Here is a 331-nt window from a genome sequence, read left to right as displayed (position 1 = left end):
ACGTGACCACCGGACGCAATCGGGTGGATGCTGCGCACCGGCAAATTGAAAAAAAATCGGCTGATAATAAGCCCCCGGCGTTTGCGTTGGATGTGGCGGCACTGGGCGGCATGTATGCCCATAAAATCAGGCTGATAGGCACTGAAGCAGGGGTGGGGGTGCATAATGCCGGTAATATCGGCGCGTCTGCCGGGGAGGTCCATATCACCGCCGATGGTCGGATAGAGAACCTCGGCACCCTCAGCAGCCGTGACGCGTTGCAGTTAACCAGTACCGCAAAGATAGACAATCAGGGCAAACTCCTGTCGCAATCGACAGTGACCTTGCAATC

1 protein-coding gene is annotated in these 331 nt (G+C 56.5%); it reads left to right on the top strand.

The features are described from left to right. The coding region (locus C5471_RS23755) for a two-partner secretion domain-containing protein (RefSeq protein ID WP_166296735.1) at positions 1-331 on the top strand (331 nt) is incomplete at both ends.

This window comes from Photorhabdus tasmaniensis (assembly GCF_011189505.1).
Classification (GTDB): Bacteria; Pseudomonadota; Gammaproteobacteria; order Enterobacterales; family Enterobacteriaceae; genus Photorhabdus; species Photorhabdus tasmaniensis.
Note: the sequence above shows the minus strand (reverse complement) of the source record. Positions and strands in the feature narration are given on the sequence as shown.